Origin of the sequence: Actinoplanes sp. CA-142083, assembly GCF_050942195.1 — a bacterium.
GTDB lineage: Bacteria > Actinomycetota > Actinomycetes > Mycobacteriales > Micromonosporaceae > Actinoplanes.
Window position 1 is genome coordinate 9009020 of record NZ_CP192076.1, and the last position, 14633, is coordinate 9023652.

Here is a 14633-nt window from a genome sequence, read left to right on the forward strand (position 1 = left end):
CCCGGCCGAGGGCAAGCCGCCGAGCGCGGCCGAGGGCCAGCCGCCGAGCGCCGCCGAGGGCCAGCCGCTGAAGGTTCTTGTCAGACAGACCGGCTAGCCTCGGTCCAGCAAGCCAAAGCCGTGGAAAGGCCGTGATCGTGCCGCGTCGCCTCCGTCTGGTCGCCGGACTCCTGTTCGCGACGGTTCTTGCCGTCTCGGGCTGCACCGTGCCCACGTTCGCCCCGGACGGGTCGAGCGAGCCCACACCGGAAACCAACGGCTCGAGCGCCCCGCTCAACACCGGCACCGCCGATTGGAGCGACTGCTCCGATGTCCCCGAGAAGTTGGTCGGGCGGGGCGCCACCGGCATGGCCTACGACTGCGCCACCGTCGACGTCCCCCGCGACTGGAAGGACGCCAACAGCGGCCAGACGTACGGGATCTCCGTGATCCGCATCCGCTCCAAGACGCAGAAAGACCGGATCGGCTCGCTGCTGATCAACCCGGGCGGCCCGGGCGGCTCCGGCGTCGACACCGCGGTCTACCTGTCCTACGGCGAGGCGCTCGGCGGCCTGCCCACCGCGATCACCGACCGGTTCGACATCCTCGGCTTCGACCCGCGCGGCGTCGGCCGCTCCGACCCGGTCAAGTGCATCAGCGACGCCGACCAGGACGCGAATTTCGGTGCGCCGCCCGACCCGGCCGGCCAGGCCCAGTTCGACAGCTACGTCGCGCTGACCAAGAAGATCGTGGACGGCTGCGGCCAGAAATACGGCGGTCAGCTGGTCAATTTCTCCACCAACCAGGCCGCCCAGGACATGGATGCGATCCGCACCGCCGTCGGCGACGAGAAGCTGACCTACCTGGGCTTCTCCTACGGCACGCTGCTCGGCGCCACCTACGCCCAGCAGTCGCCCACCAACATCCGGGCGATGGTGCTCGACGGCGCGATCGACCCCAAGCAGACGTACGTGCAGGGTTCCGAGTCGCAGGCCAAGGGCTTCGAGCGCGCCTTCACCAACTTCTCCACCTGGTGCAAGCAGACGCCGGCCAAGTGCCCGATCGCGCCCGACGCCCGCAAGGCCGTCACCGACGCGATGGCCGCCGCCGACAAGAACCCGGTGCCCTACACCGACGGCCGCAAGGCGACGTCCGGCTGGATCTTCCTGGCCGTGATCTCCTCGCTCTACACCGAGTCGGGCTGGACGGCGCTGGCCGGCGCCGTGTCCGCGCTCAAGGAGGGCAACCCCAAGGGGATCTTCAACCTCGCCGACCAGTACGCCGAGCGCAAACCCGACGGCACCTACAGCAACCTCTTCGACGCCAACCTCGCGGTCAACTGCGCCGACACCAAGGACGTGCCGAGCGTCGCGGAGGTTCGCAAGCTGCAGGGCGAGTGGCGCGCGAAGTACCCGCTGTTCGGCGCGTCGCTGGCGGTCGGCATGCTCTCGTGCAGCCTCTGGCCGGGCGAGCGCGACCCGTACCCGGCCGGCCCGGCCACCGGCGCCCCGCCGATCGTCGTGGTCGGCACGACCGGCGACCCCGCCACGCCGTACGAGAACACCGCCGACCTGGCGAGCATGCTGGGCGTCGGCCATGTGCTCACCTGGGAGGGCGAGGGACACACGGCGTACCCGAGCACGCCCTGCATCGTGAACGCGGTCGACACCTACCTCATCGATCTGAAGGTGCCGCAGGAGGGCCTGCGCTGTCCGGCAAAGTGACGCCCTCCCGCTCGGCCAGCGCCTCGAGCAGCACCCGCACGCGGCGCAGGTTCTGCTTGAGCTCCTCCTGCTCCTCGTGGCGGAAGGCGTCGGTGTCCACGATCAGCTTGCTCGCGAAGTGAGCGGTGATCAGCGGGATGACGAGGAGCACCATGACCGAGATGAGGATCCCGGCGAGCACCCGGCCCTCCCAGGTCGAGGGCGAGATGTCGCCGTAACCGACGGTGGAGGCGGTCACGATCGCCCACCACAGGGAGTCGCCGTACGAGGCGCTCTTCTCGAAGTGGTGGTAAGCCGAGCCGCAGATGATGATCAGCAGGGCGTAGGCGAGGATCAGGGTGCGCGGTGAGTTCGCCAGCCAGACGACACCGCGATAGATCCTTCGGAAGGGTGTGAGCAGGACGTGCATGGCCAACATCGTGCCCGAACGACGCACGTCGAGGGGAGATCGGAAGAGTTGATGTTCCGCTCGGCCACGCGGTCGGACGTGCCCGCCATCCTGGCGCTGCTCGCCGACGACGACATCAGCCGGGCCCGGGGCTTCGGCGTCGTGCCCGAGGAGGTCGACGCCGCAACCTGGGCGGCGTTCGAGGCGATCGACGCCGATCCCCACAACGAGCTGATCGTGGCCGAGCAGGACGGCGAGATCGTCGCGACCTGCCAGCTCACCTTCACCCCCGGCCTGAGCCGCGGCGGCTCCTGGCGGATGACCGTCGAGGCGGTCCGGGTCAGCGCGGAGAGAAGGGGTGGCGGCATCGGGCGCAAGCTCATGGCGTACGCGATGGACCGCGCCCGCGAGCGGAACTGCCGGATCGTGCAGCTCACCACCGACAAGCGCCGCACCGAGGCGCATCGCTTCTACGAGTCGCTCGGCTTCACCGCCAGCCACGAGGGCATGAAGAAGGTCCTTTAGCTCCAGTTCGCCTTGTTCATCTTGCTCGGCTGCACGCGCGGCGGCTCGCCCGGCATCTTCGGGTTGCCCTCGTCTGACCTCTGTGCAAAATGGCCTTGGTCCTGCATCTTCGCAGAGCCAAGGCCACTAGGTTGTCCGGCGAGTTCTACCCGATCTCAGGAACGGCGCAGGAGGGGATCGTCCGTGGCCGGTGGCTGGCCGCGCCAGCCCTCGTACCAGCCGTCCACCTTGCCCCGGCGATAGAAAGCGTGCCGGTCGGCGAGCAGCCCGTCGGCGATCCATAGGGCGGACGCCACAGCGGAAAGGACGACCAGCGTCGAGCCGGCCAGCGCGATACGCCATTCCGCCACGCTGAACGCTGCTGCGAGGCAGCCGGCCCCGGCGACTGCGGTCACCCCGGCGAATAACTTGACGGCTGGCATGACCGGGTGGTGGCCGCAGGGTTGCTCGATGCTGGGCGTGACCGTGTCAGATGCCTGCCGACGATCGTTGTCGGTCGAAGCCGTCATGTCTGCGTTTCCCTCCCGTGGGCGGACCCGGCCCCCTGTTCCGTCCACGCCTCCGGGAGAGAGCCTGCGTCGAAGCCCCGATTGTGCTCGCATGACCTGCCTGTGGCTAGATCGTGACCTGTTGATCACGGCCTGTAGAAAAACATTGCACATGTAACTGATTCGTGACTACGACGTTAAGCGAATGCAACACGCACTTTCGGTCAACGACCCTGGCCAGACCCTTACCGGACACTCCACTAAGGAGGGCTATTCGTCGGTTACGCGGGGGCCGAGTTTGCGCTGCAGGGTGGACCGGTTGAGCCCGGTGCGCCGGCATATCTGGACGTCTGGCATGCCGGTGTCGCGCAACTCCTTGACCGCGGCCCAGATCCTGTCCTCTTCGCGCTCGATGATTTTCTGGGCGTTGTCGATGGTCCTGTTCACCTTCTTGAGCAGGCGTTCCTGCTCGTCGGTGATCTTCACTGGCGGTCGCGCCACGCTTCGCACGCTATCACCTCACTGCCCCGTACTCTGCCTCACCCACTGCCTCCCTGTGAGGCAGAACGAAACGGGCAGAGTTGATGCCTCGATTACCGCCCCAACCAAGGGCAGTAATCAAGACCCTAACCGCCCATCGGGGCTGGGAAAAGGAGAAGCGGCCACCCGAACGTCGGATGGCCGCTTCCCAGTCGATGTGACTAGACCTCTGGAGCCTCGCGGTACTTGTCGAGCGCATCCTTGCTGGTCGACGAGTCGACGAAGGTGAGCGTCCACGGGCCCGTGTTGAGGTCCATCTCCTTGCCGAAGCCGACCCACTTGCCGGTCAGTCGGCGCCCGGTCGGTTCGGCGAGCATCTGGATGGCGCCGAAGTAGCGGGCGCCCCGGTAGTAGCCGCCGCGCTCGGTCTCCTCCGCCCAGGTGCCTGTGACGACGCTGCCCTCCACCTGGAGTTCCATAGTGAGCAGTGACTTCTCGGGGCCGTTGAGGCTGCGCACGGTGGCGCGATCGTCGTGCTGCAGGAGCACCACATAGTGCGCGTTCTTGAAGCTGCCGTCGCGGCCGGAGGAGAAATACTCGTAGGTGCTGAGCCAGACGCCTGTGTGGTCTCCGTGAGCCCGGCCGGGGCCGCTGGCGGCCGGCAGCCTGGACGCCCGGACCTCGAGGTCGTGACCACCCCGGCCGTCCTCGACGACCATGGCGTCGGCGCCGGCGGGGAAGCCGAGCGAGGTGATCGGCAGGCCGGTGACGGCTTCGAGCGCTCGGATGTAGTGCGGCTGCGGCATGGTCACGGCCCCGGCTTCCCAGCGCTGTACGTGCCGCTTGCTCGCGGTGTTGGGGACGCCGGCGCGCTCACCGGCGAGGCGGATGCGCTCGGCGAATTCGTCCAGGCTGAGGTGCATGCCTTCGCGCGCGTTGCGAAGGGCAACGTTGGGCTTCGGCGTCATCGTCATGGGGACGACGGTACTGCCGACGTCACCGAAATGTCATCTCTATTGTCGCCGCGATGACGCCCAACAGACGCCCCGGACGTCATCGCGGAGGGTGACAGAACGACGTCATCGTGTGTTCATGACCATCGATTCAGGCCGCATCGTCCGAATCGGGCTCGGGGCGGGCCGGTGTTGGCGCATTCGGCCTGCCGACGCACCAGCGCACGGCGTCCCTAATCCACGTCGAGCGGTCGGTTCCCAGCTTCCGGGCGGCCTCGTCGAAGTCGTCCCACAGGTCCTCATCGATGCGGATTGTCTGCCGTGCGGTGCCCCGGCCGCTCCTACCCGTCACGCGACTGAGGGTGTCATGACGGTCGCCCGGGGCATCCCTTGTATGTGTCATGACACGCATGCTAGCGTGTGTCATGACACTGCGCTAGGAGCGCGGTGGATCAAAAACAAGCCAGCCCCGACGGAGCGCCAACTCCGCCGAGGCCTGGAACCGACCCCTCACCCTCTCCAGAAGGGCTTGAGACCGTGAGAAGCATTCTGTCACCCCCGGCGCGCCCCGACGCTGAGCCGCCGCTGGATCGCGAGCTCGAGGACTGGGCGCGCGCGTTCGTCCTCTCGCCGGCCGTCACGCCGCAGGAGCGCCACGAGCGATTCGTCGTCGCGCAGCTGCTCGCCAACGTGGAGGCCTTGCGATGACTCAGAAGCTGATCGCGCGCTACTACGAGCTGCGCGAGACGCACGTCGAGGCCGGTGGCATCGCTGCAGGCGCTGACCGGCTGGCCGATTCCGGTGACTACGCCGCGGCCGCGCGCTGGCTGCGGAAGGCGACGAAGCACAGCGACTTCGTTCACAACCCGCGGGGCGGTGCGCGATGACCCCCGAGAACTTCCTGCTGATCCTGCTCGGCCCGTTCCTGGTGGTCGGCCTGGTCGTGGCGATCGCGTCGGCGATGTGGCCGGGCCTGATCGAGGTGCTGTTCCCGGCGCCGCGGCCTCGCCCGCGCCCGGTGGCGCGTCCCCGCCCGGCCCGTTGGGCGGTGGCGTGATGGCGTCCGTGTCGATTGCGGTGGGCCGCCGGTTCCGGGTGTCCCTGGTACTGCCTGACGTCGGTCGCCGGCGGCTGATCGCGACCACTTCGCTGTGCACGAGTGCGAGCGCGCTGTGGGTGGGCGCAGGGACGTTGCCGTTCGCGGACCTGTCCTTCGAGACTGTGGCCGCTGGCGTCGCGATCCCGTGGGGCATCGGCTGGGTGACGCTGCTGGCGATGGAGCGCCGGATCAAGCGTGACCTGAAGCCGGCCGAACGGCGCCACCTCGCCGAGCAGGCCGAGACGGTAGAGGTCATCGAGGTCCGGCCGGTGTGCCCGGGCGAAGTCATCGAGGGCGAGGTGCTCCGATGACGCGCGAGGAGCACATCCGCCGGGCTGAAGAACTGCTGGTGGAGAGCCGTGTCTCGTATCCGACCGATTATGAGATCGCGCTGGCCCAGGTGCACGCGACCTTGGCTCTGGCGATACCGCCACAGGCTGACGGAAATGTCAGTGAGGTCGAGATCCGTCCGGCGGTGCCGCGATGACGATCACCGACAACGGCCGGGCCGAGGTTGACGAGGAGACCCTCACCCGGGCTCGAGAGCTGACCACGGGCGGCCGGTTGCCGTCGAAGCGGGAGCTTCAGAAGCACCTGGCGAAAGGCTGGCCGGTCGTCAACGAGGTGCTAACGCGGTTGGGTGATGAGGCGCGGCAGGCGGCGGAGCAGCGGCGCCGGGAGGCCCGCAAGGCGATGCGCCGGCTGGCCGGCCGGAAGCGCCCTGGAAGCGGCTGGCCGGTTCGGGCCGAGCGTCAACGAACTGTTAACGGGGCGCTCGCCCAGCCGCCGCCGGCACCGGCCGCCAAGCCGGTGCCGGCGAGGATCCCAGAAGCGGTCCAGAAGCGCCCGGAGGTCGCGCCGGTGACCGTCAACGAGGCGGTGCGTGTCAGGCGGCGGCCGCGGTCGTGGCCGGTGGTGCTGCTGACCGCGCCGGCGTTCGTGGCGATCTGGGGCGGCTGGGTGGATCTCGGCCGGCTGACCGGGTTCGGGGTGGTGCATCCGTTTCCCGGGATTCCGGGCCTGGACGGGGTCGCGGTGAACTTGGCGATCACGCTCCCCATCGGCCTGGAGACGTACGCGGCGTACGCGCTGAGTGTGTGGATGTCGGGCGTGGTGCCGTTCCGAGCGCGGAGGTTCGCCCGCTGGTCGGCGATCGGTTCGCTGGCTCTCGGCGCCGCTGGTCAGGTGGCGTATCACCTGATGGTGGCGGCGGGAATGACACAGGCGCCGTGGCAGATCACCGCGCTGGTGGCGTGCCTGCCGGTGGCGGTGCTCGGGCTGGGCGCTGCGCTGCGGCACCTGGTGCACGCCGAATAGACCCCCGCCGGGGCGGAGGCAACCGTCCCGGCGGGTCCCCAACAACCCAGGCCGTAGCAGGCGGCCGTGAGCAGGAAGAGGTGCATCGAGTATGGCGCAGGACAGGTGGGCGCTGAACGCCACGTTGGCGAACATGACCGCCCGGGAGCAGCGAGCGGCGCGTCAGGGGGCTGCCCGGCGCGAGGACCGCAGCGCGATGGTGCGCTCGGTGGCGCGTGGCCGGCGTGGGATCTGAGAGGAGCGAACAGGTGGGACGGACACGAGAAGAGATGCTCGGCGATTACGACGCCGTCGTCGCACGACTCGAGGGTGCGCAGGGTCGTGCGGTTGCCCTCCACCACTCGGGCATGCCGTGGGCTAAGGCCAAGAAGGGGGCCGAGGCTGAACTGGCCAGGGCTCGCAAGGACGTCAGGAAGCTGCGGGCCGAGGCCGACGCCGAAACGCGCGGAAGGCGGCGGTGATGGCCAAGAGAGTCGGCCAGGTGCCGTCCAACGAGTGGGGCGAGCCGACCGGGCCCGTCGAGGTCCGCAAGGTGAAGCGGGTCCGCACCAGCGAGATCCCGTGGACACGGGGGCCCGGCGCGATGTCGCGGTGGGAGCGGATCAAGCGGGCTGCGGTCGGCTGATGGCCAAGCGCATCAACACGATCAGCGACCAGCAGATGGCTGACCTGCAGCGCCGGGCCGAGAAGGTGGCGCCGCCGATGTTCAGCCAGGAAGCCATCCAGCGTCGGCTGCACTTCGGTAAGCAGCGCGACAAGGCCGACCAGAGCTAGCTGCAAATAACCCCTGATCAGCCGTGGCCGAGTCTTCCGCCTGAGGCTCGGTCACGGCGCACGTCCACCCAGGAGAGGAGGCGGGCATGACCGACGTGAAGGCCTACGACCCCGACAACGCCGGCGACGAGGATGATCTGGACCCCCGGCCGGACGACGCCGAGTCGTACGTGCAGGAGCCTGGCGTGCTGGGCGGCCCGGTGGACCCGCCGGAAGAGCCGGCCACGCTGTACGGCACGGTGCTGCGACAGAAGCAGGCGCGCCGGCCGCCGATCGTGCCCGCCTGGATGCGCAACGCCGACCAGCGCGCCGACACCCTGCGGCAGATCCGCGGTGTGGTGCTGTACGAGTTCGGCAAGCACGCGTGGAAGTCGCCGAAGTACCTGGTCAAGCTGGCGGTGTACGCGCCATGGGGTGCGCTGCTGGTGATCGGCCGGCTGTTGCGGTGGGCGTGGCACCCGGAGCTGACAGCGATGGAACAGGCGGCGGCGAACCGCGGCGACCTGGACCACGGTGGTCACCTGGCCCGGCAGGCGGCGGAGGCTCGCCGGGCCCGCTTTCTGATGCTGCTCGCAGGGCTGGTTGCGGTGGTTGTGGGTGTGGTGGCGCTGCAGGTGTTCGGGCCGTCGTGGTGGCCGTGGCCGGCGCTGCTGGTGGGCGCGCCCGTGCTGGCCTGGGTCGGCCGGCCTGCGGACAGGCCGATCATCGAGCGCACCCTGGACGGGCCAAAGTTCACGCGGCTTACCGCGGAGATGGTCCGGCAGGCGCTGACCGACATCGGCGTCGTCAAGGACCCGAAGCAGCTCAAGTTCCCGGCGCCGGGCATCCATCGGGACGGGCCCGGCTGGCTGGCCAGGGTAGATCTGCCGTCCGGGGTGCTGGCGACTGCGGTAATGGAGAAGCGGACCGCGCTGTCGTCGGCGCTGCGACTGCCGGTGGATCAGATCTGGCCGGAGAAGGGGCCCGACCACGACGGCCAGCTCGATCTGTGGGTGGGCTACCTGCCGTCGTCGAAGATGGGTCAGCCAACCTGGGAGCTGACCAAGCCCGACGCACGGACCAGCGTGTTCACGCCGACCACGTTCTGCACGGACGCGCGCCAGCGCAAGGTCAAGACTGTGCTGTTCGCGCGTAACTTCCTGGTGGCCGGCCAGCCCGGTTCCGGCAAGACGTACGGCGCTCGCACCCTGGCCACGATCGCCCTGCTCGACCCGACCTGCGAACTGAAGATCGCCGAGTTCAAGGGCGTCGGCGACTTCCTCGACTTCGCGCCGTTCTGCTCGACCTATGTGGTCGGCGTGGACGACGAGGCATTCGAGGCCGGGCGGGACATCATCGCCTGGGCCCTGGCCGAAGCCGGCCGCCGCGGCAAGCGGATCTTCGCCGCCAAGAAGAGCGGCGAGGCCCCGCGCGGGAAGGTGACGCCCGAGCTGTCGGCGCGCAAGGGGTCCGGCCTGCACCCCGTCATGATCGTGCTCGACGAGGTGCACGAGCTGTTCGCGGTCTTTCCTGACGCGGCCGACGACGCCGAGCGGGCGATCAAGCGGCTGCGTGCCCTGAACATCTTCTTCGTGCTGGCCACCCAGATCCCGGACAAGTCGTCGCTGCCGCCGAACATCGTGCGGTGCGTGACGATCCGCTGGGCGATGTCGCTGGGCGGGCAGATGGAGAACGACATGGTGCTCGGCACCGGCGCCTACAAGTCGGGTCTGTCGGCGACCGTCTACCGCCCGGAGATCGACGCCGGGTGGGGCATCATCAAGGGCCTCGAGAAGCCGGGCAGCTACCGGTCGATGTTCCCGAGCGTCGAGCAGACCAAGGCCATCATGGAGCGGGCCGCCGAGCTGCGCGGTACGACCGTGGTGGCCGGCGCCGACGAGACGAAGGTGCACGCCCGCAACATGCTCGAGGACGCCTGGGCCATGCTGCGGCCGGGCGAGTCCGGCATGCCGTGGGACGTGCTCGCGCAACGCCTGGCCGAGACCTGGCCGGAGTTCTACGAGGGCATCACCGCGGACATGGTGCGCGAGACCCTCGCCCGTTACGACGTGCCGACGCAAGACGTGAAAGTCGGTCGCCGCAACATCAAGGGCGCCCGCCGGACGGCTCTCGACGCCGCCCTCCATCCCCGCGAAATCGAGGAATCGGAGGGGTTCGAGTGACCTGCCGCGACCCGCGACCACCCATCGTTTCCGCAGGTCATCCCTGGTCGCGGCCTGGTCGCGGATCCGCGACCAACCGCAGTGCCGCGACCACCTCCGCGACCGGATTCGGAGGGGCGTCGTGGATCGAGGCTGGCTGATCTTCTGGGCAATCGTCGCGGGGCTCGCCGGCATCGGCTGGTACCTGGGCGCGTGCGCATGGTTCCCGTTCGCGGACTGCAGCAAGTGCGAGGGCCGGGGCAAATTCCGGTCGAAGTCGGGCCGGACGTTTCGGCGGTGCCGTCGGTGCAAGGGCAGCGGTGAGCGGATCCGGCTGGGCCGCCGGGTGTGGACGAAGTTGAACAAGGTCAAGAAATCGGCGATCGGCTGAGGAGGCTGACGGTGGCCAAGAAGACGTATCACGTGGTGAAGATCGAAGACGGGCGGCAGGCGCGAGTCACCGACCGGGGCATGACCGGGGATCAGGCGATCGACAAGGCCGCCGAGTTCCGCGGGCGCCGGGCGCTCGGCAGCTCGGTGGACTTCCGGCCGGCAAGCGACAGCCGCCTGCCGGGAAGGAAATGACGATGGCGAAGACGGAGTACCAGCAGCAGGTCGAGTCGATGATCAAACACGGCGAGTTCCTGTCCCGGGTGCGCGCCGAGCGGGGGCCGACCGCCCGGCAGATCGCGGCGCACAAGGCCGACCGGAAGGAAACCGAGCGGCAGCTGCGCGCGCAGGCCAAGGGCTGAGGTAGGGCCCGCAACGCGGAAGCCCCGCACCGCCGGAAGGTAGTGCGGGGCTTCTTGCCGCCTGTGACCTGCGGTATCCCGCTGTAGTCGTTCCTGACGGCTGTTGATCTCGTCCTGAGGGTGACGGGCTAGGCCACGCGGCCGTCGATGACCCGCGGATCCGCGTTCGGGGTCACCTGGGGGCGGATGCCGAACAGCGCGAAGCCGACGAGGACCACCCCGGAGATCGCGGCGACCACGGCGTCGGACACGTGCAGACCGTACTGGGCGAAGAGCGCGGCGCCCGCCGAGACGACGGCGGTGAAGAGGGCAGGCGCGATCGGCCGGGTGGTGGCGGCGATGACCACCGCAGTGAGGAAGGCGATAACAGCTGCGCCGGCGCCGGCGGACAGCCAGTCCAGGTTGAGCGAGACGAGCAGGGTGACGACGGCGCCGACCGCCGAGATGACGAGCGCGGGCTCGCGGCCGAAGATCTTCATGGTTCCTCCTTGGGTTAGACGCGGGCCGGCCAGGCCCAGTGACCCGGGCCCTCGCCCGGAGTGCGCGACGTCGCCCAGTAGGTGTCCGGGCCGTCGAGGTGGACCTGAAGGTTGGCAGCCTCGCCGCCGAAGGTGCGCACGACCGTTGCGGGGTACGTCTGCCCCTCGCTGGTGGTGTTCGCGATGGTGCCGTCGGTGGTGCGCCGCTGCTGGATCAGGTTGGCGTCCGTGTCGTTGAGCGTGTAGTGCACGATCCGGCCGATGGTTGGCTGCATGAGGTTCCTTTCGAACAGGTGTTCTATCGTGGTCGGGTGGAGCGGATCGAGCTGAAGTCCCTACGGCACGGCCAGCGGCAGCGGTGGCGCAACGGCGACGAATGGGACGAGGCTGCCGCGAAGATCGCGGTCGGAAGGCTGGCCGACGGGCGTTGGTACGTGCAGCGCTACGCGGCGCAGCACGTGCGATGGCCGGCGCCCGGTGTCCTGGCGTACGCCGGACAGCACGCTGAGCACTACGCCCTCGCAACGGCCCAGCGCTGGATGCGCACCGTCGGCGGCACGTGGGTCGAGGCCCAGGCTCACCGTGGGGGCTGACATCTGCTCAGCTCGTAGACCTGAATCCACGCGCCGACCTGCGCGCGCCCGGCCGCCGTGGCCGGCGGGGATTCCTGGTACGTGTCCAGGATCGTGGTGAACAGCCGGCAGACGATCGCCCTGGCCTGCTCCGCCGAGCGCGCCTCCGCGGCCGCGGCTTTGCGGGCCTGCACGTGCTGGTTGTGCTGGATCCAGAACGAGAACAGCCCGAAGCAAGCGATGGTGCCCAGCCAGATGCTGACCAGGATCGCCCACACCCGCGGGTCGAGCGGTACGCGCGGCCTGCTCTCCTCGACGGTTGTCATAGCGCCTCAGCCTCCGAAACCGCGCTGGATGAGGTAGGCGGCAACGAGGGCTGCGGCTCCGGCGGCTCCGGCGGCGGCGAGCCCGGTCTGGGCGCGGTACCGGGCCCGGAGAGCCAGAGCCGTAGAAAGCCAGGTCCCAGCATGGTCGCGGCGCTGATCAGCATGAGTGGCCACGGGCCCGCCGTCAGGACGGTCCACGTCCCCCACACGCCGCCGAACACCAGGAACAGCGCGTCCCGTTGCAGCGGGGGTACCGTTCGCCTGCTCACCCATGATCCGCCGATTACGCCTTGGCCGGCGCGGGCGCGGCAGCGTTCTCGGCTGCGATGCGGCCACGCTTGGCCTCGTTGTAGGTGTTGCGGGCCATGTTCTCGGCGGGCCAGGTAGGCGAGTCCGAGCCGGGAGGGGAGCCGAGCGGCTGCGCCCAGACGGCCTTGGCTGCCTCGTCGTTGTTGGCCTTGATCATGGCCTGGATCTTCGCCAGGTCGGCGGCGGTGAGCGCCACGGGGATGTCCTCCAGATGCCATGAGGCGGTGCTCGCCTCGAGGGATGCGGTGTACGACGCGCTGAAGTGCGCGTGCTCGGTGTGCGGGCTCGCGCCGGTGTACGTCTTCTGGACCCAGCCCGAGCTGGCCGACCAGATCCGGCGGTTGTAGATGATGTAGCGCAGCCGCTTCTCGGCGCCCGACCGGCAGCGGCCGAGCAGGAACTGCACGACCTTCTCCATGGTCAGGTCGGACTCGCGCAGGTTATTGTCGACGTCGATCGCGTGGACCTCGTTGATGTGGTCCGCGTCGCGGATCGGCACCGAGCCGGTCTCGTCCGGGTTGTGGTCGGAGACCTCTTGCTCGTGCGCGCGGTTGCCGATCGAGCCATCCGACGCACGATCGCGGGACGGGGCGATCCGATCGAACTCGGCGAACAACACCTTCAGGCAGGGGATGAGCACCCAGTCAGCCATGTGATCTCCTAGCTCTGCGGGCCGTTGTTCGTGATGTGCCAGCGCAGCGGGTAGTTCGTGCCCGCAAACAACTTCCCCGTGGTCGCGTCGGAGCGCAGGGCGAACCCGAACGTGACGTTGCCGCCGGCGATGTCACCCGACTCGGCGATGAACGAGAACCCCATGCCGGACGAGTGCCCGGGAAAGCTGGTGTCGGTGGGCGGGTACATGCTCGGGTCGCCCTCGATGGCCGGCGTCGACGTGCCGGTGGCGGAGTAGCGGACCGCGGCGCCCGACACGATGACGCAGGTATCCCAGAAGAGGTTCGAGGCGTGCTGACGCAGCCCGGCCCAGTTGAAGATGATCTCATCGCCGACGGCCGCGGCTATCGAGAACGTCGGGCCGCCGGTGAGTAGCTGCCAGGCGTTGCTGGTGTTCTGGACGGTGATGTCGCCCGAGGTGACGTAGCCGCGTTTCGTGACGATCGTCGAGCCGCCTCCGCCGCCAGGCGGGTCGGCCCACGCGACGCCGCCGGGCGCGGACGAGTCGGCGGTGAGAACCTGGTCGTCACTGCCGACCCCAAGACGGGCGATCGTCGCCGACGCGGTCGCCACGTACAAGTCGCCCTTGGTAGTGAGCGTGCTCCGCTGCTGCGCGCCGGTGATCCGCGAGTCGTCGCCCGCCGCCACGGTGCCCGCCGACGTCCCCACGCTCAACGTCGCCGCACCACCCAGACCCAGATTCGTCCGAGCCGTGCCCGCGTTGGCCAGGTCCGACAGATTCGAGGCCTTCTGCGCCGCGCCCGTGATGCGGCTGTCGTTGCCGGCCGCGACAGTCGTGCCCGACGTGCCCGTCGGGATCCGGCCGACCGCGACCGTACCGGTGGTGATCTGCGAGCCGTCCAGGGCGAGCTCGTCGGAGCCGCCGTCGGCGTGCGAGCTAGCGTGCGCGGTCGGGGTACGGGCGTCAGTGAGGCGGTCGTCGTCGGTAAGTACCAGAGCGGACGTGTCGGCGATGCCGTGCACCGCCGTGGTATCCGCCGCATGCGCCGCGACCGCCGCGACCGCGGTACCGGCTGCGTCAGCGCCGACGTCGGCGGCCGACGGCAGCGCAGGCGTGCCGTGCGAGTGCGTGGACCGCGAATAAGAGGTCCCGGTACCCGCGGTGGCCGACTGCCCGTACGACGTCTCTGAGACGACCGTGGTGCCCGGCGCGGCGCCGCCGCCCTCGCCCCCGGTGATCTTCGCGCCGGACGCGTCGATCACGTCGCCGTCGACGTCGAGGCCGGCCACGCCGCCGGCGACGCCGCGCTGCGACAGCGGAATGTAGGAGACACCCGGGGTGGCGGCGCCGTCGACCTGAAACACGTCGGCGAACTCGACCTCAGTGGTCTGGTAATCGAGTTGCATGGTGCCGGGCACGACCTGGCCGCCGACGTAGACCTCGACCCGGTAGGGCCATCCGACCGGTGTCCATTGCGGATCGTTGCAAGCGGGCAGGGCCACCGTGGCCTCGCCGGTCGCGTCGTCGAGGGCGACGGTGCGCTCGAAGGAAGGCACGATCGAGTTGTCGGCGCCGCCGATGAGGGGGTATGGGGCGGCGACCAGAACGCTGCCGGCCGCGCCACCGTCGGGCGGGAGGTCGACCTTGATGTGGACGCTGACCAGGGTCAGGCCTGCAGGAAATGCCATCGTTG

At 69.3% G+C, this 14633-nt stretch carries 27 protein-coding genes; 17 read left to right on the forward strand and 10 right to left on the reverse strand.

The features are described 5' to 3' along the window. Positions 1-137: 137 nt before the first annotated feature. Positions 138-1703 carry an alpha/beta hydrolase gene (locus ACQPZX_RS41260; RefSeq protein ID WP_433385754.1) on the forward strand — a complete coding sequence of 522 codons (1566 nt, stop codon included), beginning with the start codon at positions 138-140 and terminating at the stop codon, positions 1701-1703. On the opposite strand, the gene ACQPZX_RS41265 is transcribed toward ACQPZX_RS41260, so the two are convergent. After that, on the reverse strand, positions 1654-2112 hold the full coding sequence (locus ACQPZX_RS41265) for a potassium channel family protein (protein ID WP_433368282.1): 459 nt from the start codon (positions 2110-2112) through the stop codon (positions 1654-1656). The genes ACQPZX_RS41260 and ACQPZX_RS41265 overlap by 50 nt on opposite strands. 51 nt (positions 2113-2163) lie before the next feature. Here ACQPZX_RS41265 and ACQPZX_RS41270 point away from each other — a divergent pair, with 51 nt between their 5' ends. Beyond that, positions 2164-2616, forward strand: a complete 453-nt coding sequence (locus tag ACQPZX_RS41270; protein WP_433368285.1) for an N-acetyltransferase family protein — start codon at positions 2164-2166, stop codon at positions 2614-2616. A 155-nt stretch (positions 2617-2771) separates the two neighbouring features. On the opposite strand, the gene ACQPZX_RS41275 is transcribed toward ACQPZX_RS41270, so the two are convergent. The 4 genes from ACQPZX_RS41275 to ACQPZX_RS41290 all read right to left on the reverse strand — a co-directional run bounded on the left by ACQPZX_RS41275 (position 2772) and on the right by ACQPZX_RS41290 (position 4964). Continuing rightward, positions 2772-3125 carry a hypothetical protein gene (locus ACQPZX_RS41275; RefSeq protein WP_433368288.1) on the reverse strand — a complete coding sequence of 118 codons (354 nt, stop codon included), beginning with the start codon at positions 3123-3125 and terminating at the stop codon, positions 2772-2774. A gap of 249 nt (positions 3126-3374) precedes the next feature. Continuing rightward, positions 3375-3605, reverse strand: coding sequence for a helix-turn-helix domain-containing protein (locus ACQPZX_RS41280; protein ID WP_433368291.1), 231 nt, complete (start codon positions 3603-3605; stop codon positions 3375-3377). A gap of 200 nt (positions 3606-3805) precedes the next feature. Then, the gene (locus tag ACQPZX_RS41285; protein ID WP_433368294.1) at positions 3806-4558 is read right to left on the reverse strand and encodes a helix-turn-helix domain-containing protein; all 753 of its coding nucleotides are present in this window, start codon (positions 4556-4558) and stop codon (positions 3806-3808) included. Between the two features lie 130 nt (positions 4559-4688). Continuing rightward, positions 4689-4964: a ribbon-helix-helix domain-containing protein gene (locus ACQPZX_RS41290; protein ID WP_433368297.1), complete on the reverse strand. Its 276-nt coding sequence runs from the start codon at positions 4962-4964 to the stop codon at positions 4689-4691. 110 nt (positions 4965-5074) lie between these two features. Here ACQPZX_RS41290 and ACQPZX_RS41295 point away from each other — a divergent pair, with 110 nt between their 5' ends. From ACQPZX_RS41295 to ACQPZX_RS41360, 14 genes are all read left to right on the forward strand, one after another. Continuing rightward, positions 5075-5245 (forward strand): hypothetical protein, encoded by a 171-nt coding sequence (locus ACQPZX_RS41295; RefSeq protein ID WP_433368300.1) that lies wholly within the window; start codon positions 5075-5077, stop codon positions 5243-5245. Beyond that, the gene (locus ACQPZX_RS41300) at positions 5242-5424 is read left to right on the forward strand and encodes a hypothetical protein (protein ID WP_433368302.1); all 183 of its coding nucleotides are present in this window, start codon (positions 5242-5244) and stop codon (positions 5422-5424) included. Before ACQPZX_RS41295 ends, ACQPZX_RS41300 begins: the two co-directional genes overlap by 4 nt. Next, on the forward strand, positions 5421-5594 hold the full coding sequence (locus tag ACQPZX_RS41305) for a hypothetical protein (protein ID WP_433368305.1): 174 nt from the start codon (positions 5421-5423) through the stop codon (positions 5592-5594). The genes ACQPZX_RS41300 and ACQPZX_RS41305 overlap by 4 nt, the downstream gene beginning before the upstream one ends. Continuing rightward, complete coding sequence (locus ACQPZX_RS41310; RefSeq protein WP_433368308.1) at positions 5594-5947, forward strand: hypothetical protein; 354 nt, start codon at positions 5594-5596, stop codon at positions 5945-5947. The genes ACQPZX_RS41305 and ACQPZX_RS41310 overlap by 1 nt, the downstream gene beginning before the upstream one ends. Next, entirely contained in the window at positions 5944-6123 is a 180-nt protein-coding gene (locus ACQPZX_RS41315) for a hypothetical protein (protein ID WP_433368310.1), read from the forward strand. The genes ACQPZX_RS41310 and ACQPZX_RS41315 overlap by 4 nt, the downstream gene beginning before the upstream one ends. Further along, the gene (locus ACQPZX_RS41320) at positions 6120-6953 is read left to right on the forward strand and encodes an ABC transporter permease (protein ID WP_433368313.1); all 834 of its coding nucleotides are present in this window, start codon (positions 6120-6122) and stop codon (positions 6951-6953) included. The genes ACQPZX_RS41315 and ACQPZX_RS41320 overlap by 4 nt, the downstream gene beginning before the upstream one ends. Before the next feature lie 91 nt (positions 6954-7044). Then, positions 7045-7188 (forward strand): hypothetical protein, encoded by a 144-nt coding sequence (locus tag ACQPZX_RS41325; protein WP_433368316.1) that lies wholly within the window; start codon positions 7045-7047, stop codon positions 7186-7188. Between the two features lie 34 nt (positions 7189-7222). Then, complete coding sequence (locus ACQPZX_RS41330; protein WP_433368318.1) at positions 7223-7414, forward strand: hypothetical protein; 192 nt, start codon at positions 7223-7225, stop codon at positions 7412-7414. Next, a complete protein-coding gene (locus ACQPZX_RS41335) occupies positions 7414-7578 on the forward strand; it encodes a hypothetical protein (protein ID WP_433368320.1) in 165 nt (54 codons plus the stop codon). The genes ACQPZX_RS41330 and ACQPZX_RS41335 overlap by 1 nt, the downstream gene beginning before the upstream one ends. Next, positions 7578-7727 (forward strand): hypothetical protein, encoded by a 150-nt coding sequence (locus ACQPZX_RS41340; protein WP_433368323.1) that lies wholly within the window; start codon positions 7578-7580, stop codon positions 7725-7727. Before ACQPZX_RS41335 ends, ACQPZX_RS41340 begins: the two co-directional genes overlap by 1 nt. An 86-nt stretch (positions 7728-7813) precedes the next feature. Next, entirely contained in the window at positions 7814-9889 is a 2076-nt protein-coding gene (locus tag ACQPZX_RS41345; protein WP_433368326.1) for a cell division protein FtsK, read from the forward strand. Positions 9890-10010: 121 nt separating this feature from the next. Then, positions 10011-10259: a hypothetical protein gene (locus tag ACQPZX_RS41350; RefSeq protein ID WP_433368329.1), complete on the forward strand. Its 249-nt coding sequence runs from the start codon at positions 10011-10013 to the stop codon at positions 10257-10259. Positions 10260-10270: 11 nt separating this feature from the next. Next, positions 10271-10453, forward strand: a complete 183-nt coding sequence (locus ACQPZX_RS41355) for a hypothetical protein (protein ID WP_433368331.1) — start codon at positions 10271-10273, stop codon at positions 10451-10453. Between the two features lie 2 nt (positions 10454-10455). After that, the gene (locus ACQPZX_RS41360) at positions 10456-10620 is read left to right on the forward strand and encodes a hypothetical protein (RefSeq protein WP_433368334.1); all 165 of its coding nucleotides are present in this window, start codon (positions 10456-10458) and stop codon (positions 10618-10620) included. Between the two features lie 128 nt (positions 10621-10748). Here ACQPZX_RS41360 and ACQPZX_RS41365 read toward each other — a convergent pair whose 3' ends face one another. Next, entirely contained in the window at positions 10749-11099 is a 351-nt protein-coding gene (locus tag ACQPZX_RS41365; RefSeq protein ID WP_433368337.1) for a hypothetical protein, read from the reverse strand. Positions 11100-11113: 14 nt separating this feature from the next. Beyond that, entirely contained in the window at positions 11114-11374 is a 261-nt protein-coding gene (locus ACQPZX_RS41370) for a hypothetical protein (RefSeq protein WP_433368340.1), read from the reverse strand. A gap of 36 nt (positions 11375-11410) precedes the next feature. Here ACQPZX_RS41370 and ACQPZX_RS41375 point away from each other — a divergent pair, with 36 nt between their 5' ends. Beyond that, positions 11411-11692 carry a hypothetical protein gene (locus ACQPZX_RS41375; protein ID WP_433368342.1) on the forward strand — a complete coding sequence of 94 codons (282 nt, stop codon included), beginning with the start codon at positions 11411-11413 and terminating at the stop codon, positions 11690-11692. Here the strand turns inward: ACQPZX_RS41375 and ACQPZX_RS41380 are convergent. From ACQPZX_RS41380 to ACQPZX_RS41390, 3 genes are all read right to left on the reverse strand, one after another. After that, positions 11677-11997 (reverse strand): hypothetical protein, encoded by a 321-nt coding sequence (locus tag ACQPZX_RS41380; protein WP_433368345.1) that lies wholly within the window; start codon positions 11995-11997, stop codon positions 11677-11679. The two genes, ACQPZX_RS41375 and ACQPZX_RS41380, sit on opposite strands and share 16 nt — an antisense overlap. A 283-nt stretch (positions 11998-12280) precedes the next feature. Then, positions 12281-12958 carry a hypothetical protein gene (locus ACQPZX_RS41385; RefSeq protein ID WP_433368348.1) on the reverse strand — a complete coding sequence of 226 codons (678 nt, stop codon included), beginning with the start codon at positions 12956-12958 and terminating at the stop codon, positions 12281-12283. Between the two features lie 8 nt (positions 12959-12966). After that, positions 12967-14628, reverse strand: coding sequence for a hypothetical protein (locus ACQPZX_RS41390; protein WP_433368349.1), 1662 nt, complete (start codon positions 14626-14628; stop codon positions 12967-12969). Between the last annotated feature and the right edge of the window lie 5 nt (positions 14629-14633).

Bases quoted from the DNA above. Each gene is read 5' to 3' on its own strand.
- ACQPZX_RS41340 (WP_433368323.1), top strand. From the start codon at position 7,578: ATGGCCAAGCGCATCAACACGATCAGCGACCAGCAGATGGCTGACCTG.
- ACQPZX_RS41290 (WP_433368297.1), bottom strand. From the start codon at position 4,964: ATGACACACGCTAGCATGCGTGTCATGACACATACAAGGGATGCCCCG.
- ACQPZX_RS41315 (WP_433368310.1), top strand. From the start codon at position 5,944: ATGACGCGCGAGGAGCACATCCGCCGGGCTGAAGAACTGCTGGTGGAG.
- ACQPZX_RS41320 (WP_433368313.1), top strand. From the start codon at position 6,120: ATGACGATCACCGACAACGGCCGGGCCGAGGTTGACGAGGAGACCCTC.
- ACQPZX_RS41270 (WP_433368285.1), top strand. From the start codon at position 2,164: ATGTTCCGCTCGGCCACGCGGTCGGACGTGCCCGCCATCCTGGCGCTG.
- ACQPZX_RS41325 (WP_433368316.1), top strand. From the start codon at position 7,045: ATGGCGCAGGACAGGTGGGCGCTGAACGCCACGTTGGCGAACATGACC.
- ACQPZX_RS41265 (WP_433368282.1), bottom strand. From the start codon at position 2,112: ATGCACGTCCTGCTCACACCCTTCCGAAGGATCTATCGCGGTGTCGTC.
- ACQPZX_RS41380 (WP_433368345.1), bottom strand. From the start codon at position 11,997: ATGACAACCGTCGAGGAGAGCAGGCCGCGCGTACCGCTCGACCCGCGG.
- ACQPZX_RS41385 (WP_433368348.1), bottom strand. From the start codon at position 12,958: ATGGCTGACTGGGTGCTCATCCCCTGCCTGAAGGTGTTGTTCGCCGAG.
- ACQPZX_RS41275 (WP_433368288.1), bottom strand. From the start codon at position 3,125: ATGACGGCTTCGACCGACAACGATCGTCGGCAGGCATCTGACACGGTC.
- ACQPZX_RS41370 (WP_433368340.1), bottom strand. From the start codon at position 11,374: ATGCAGCCAACCATCGGCCGGATCGTGCACTACACGCTCAACGACACG.
- ACQPZX_RS41390 (WP_433368349.1), bottom strand. From the start codon at position 14,628: ATGGCATTTCCTGCAGGCCTGACCCTGGTCAGCGTCCACATCAAGGTC.
- ACQPZX_RS41305 (WP_433368305.1), top strand. From the start codon at position 5,421: ATGACCCCCGAGAACTTCCTGCTGATCCTGCTCGGCCCGTTCCTGGTG.
- ACQPZX_RS41300 (WP_433368302.1), top strand. From the start codon at position 5,242: ATGACTCAGAAGCTGATCGCGCGCTACTACGAGCTGCGCGAGACGCAC.
- ACQPZX_RS41360 (WP_433368334.1), top strand. From the start codon at position 10,456: ATGGCGAAGACGGAGTACCAGCAGCAGGTCGAGTCGATGATCAAACAC.
- ACQPZX_RS41285 (WP_433368294.1), bottom strand. From the start codon at position 4,558: ATGACGATGACGCCGAAGCCCAACGTTGCCCTTCGCAACGCGCGCGAA.
- ACQPZX_RS41335 (WP_433368320.1), top strand. From the start codon at position 7,414: ATGGCCAAGAGAGTCGGCCAGGTGCCGTCCAACGAGTGGGGCGAGCCG.
- ACQPZX_RS41330 (WP_433368318.1), top strand. From the start codon at position 7,223: ATGCTCGGCGATTACGACGCCGTCGTCGCACGACTCGAGGGTGCGCAG.
- ACQPZX_RS41365 (WP_433368337.1), bottom strand. From the start codon at position 11,099: ATGAAGATCTTCGGCCGCGAGCCCGCGCTCGTCATCTCGGCGGTCGGC.
- ACQPZX_RS41345 (WP_433368326.1), top strand. From the start codon at position 7,814: ATGACCGACGTGAAGGCCTACGACCCCGACAACGCCGGCGACGAGGAT.
- ACQPZX_RS41310 (WP_433368308.1), top strand. From the start codon at position 5,594: ATGGCGTCCGTGTCGATTGCGGTGGGCCGCCGGTTCCGGGTGTCCCTG.